The sequence below is a fragment of the Stenotrophomonas sp. PS02298 genome, from assembly GCF_029959445.1.
Lineage (GTDB): Bacteria > Pseudomonadota > Gammaproteobacteria > Xanthomonadales > Xanthomonadaceae > Stenotrophomonas.
Map to the genome: position 1 here is coordinate 1 of NZ_JASCOR010000318.1, position 1,329 is coordinate 1,329.

The window sequence follows — 1,329 nt, forward strand, 5'->3', positions numbered from 1 at the left end:
GAGCGTGTGCAGATTTTTGTGTAAACGGGATTCGGGTTACAGCTGAGGGAGCCGCCCCTCAAACTGGATGGTAAATCGGTTCAGGGCTGCCTTCCAATCACGGATGGGTAAGGTCCATCGTTTGCTGATGTTGCGCAACGCGAGGTAGAGCAGTTTGACGAGAGCTTCGTCGCTCGGAAACGCGCCGCGGTGCTTGGTTAATTTTCGTAGCCCCATGTTCACCGACTCGATTGCGTTGGTTGTATAGATGACCTTACGGATCTCGGGTGGATAGTCGAAAAATGGGGTTAACCGTGTCCAGTTACGCCGCCAAGACTGGCCAATCGGCAGGTACTCCTTGTCCCAGCGTGCCTCGAACTCGGTGAGCCGTTGCTCAGCTTCCTCGGCGGTGGCGCAGGTGTAGATGCGCTTGAGGTCGGCCGCCACTTCTAGTCGCCGCTTCCACGACACATAGTTCAAGCTGTGCCTGACCATATGCACGATGCATAGTTGCACCGTGGTGTACGGAAACACTGCCTCGATAGCCTCAGGGAAGCCCTTCAGGCCGTCGACACAGGCGATGAAGATGTCTCGCACGCCACGATTACGTAGCTCCGTCACCACTTGCAACCAGAACTTCGCACCCTCGGTTTGGGCCAGCCACAGGCCCAGAACTTCCTTCTCACCGCTCATCGTTATACCGATGGCCAGGTAGACCGCCTTGACTCGAACTGCACCGTCTCGAACTTTGACGTGGATGCAGTCCAAGTACACGATCGGATAGACCGGATCGAGCGGGCGCGCCTGCCACGCCTTGACCTCATCCACCACTGCGTCTGTGACCGATGAAATTAAGCTCGGCGACACCTCGGCCCCGTACATCTCCTCCAGGTGTGCCTGGATCTCGCGCACGGTCATCCCTCGTGCGTACAGTGACAGGATCTTGTCGTCGAACCCACTCCAACGGGTCTGGTGCTTCGGAATTAGCTTGGGCTCGAAGGTGCCTTGGCGATCGCGTGGTACCTCGATAGGCAGCTCACCAAACTCACCCTTGAGCGTCTTGCGACTGCGGCCGTTGCGGGTGTTGCCAGCACCGTTGGCCACCGGCTCGTGCTTCTCATGCCCCAAGTGCTCGGTCATCTCTGCATCGAGCGCCTTCTCAACCAGCAGCTTGGTCAACTGCTTTAGCAAGCCGTTCTCGCCGATCAGGTCCTCAGGTCTCTTGTAGTTAGCCAACAAGCTGCTCAGCAACTCGTTGGGTACTTCATGTTTGCGTGAACTCATGGTGTCTCCAGGTCAGATGGCAGTTTCCTGCCGGTGACCCGTTTACACAAAATCTAGGACAGGCCC

At 57.3% G+C, this 1,329-nt stretch carries 1 protein-coding gene; it reads right to left on the bottom strand.

Annotation, left to right across the window (positions count from 1 at the left end):
• Positions 1 to 36: 36 nt before the first annotated feature.
• Positions 37 to 1,263 (bottom strand): IS256 family transposase, encoded by a 1,227-nt coding sequence (locus QMX78_RS21405; protein ID WP_282273468.1) that lies wholly within the window; start codon positions 1,261 to 1,263, stop codon positions 37 to 39.
• Positions 1,264 to 1,329: the final 66 nt, after the last annotated feature.

What these genes read in the sequence shown, in the direction of transcription:
- QMX78_RS21405 (WP_282273468.1), bottom strand. Translation starts at nt 1,263, where the DNA reads ATGAGTTCACGCAAACATGAAGTACCCAACGAGTTGCTGAGCAGCTTG.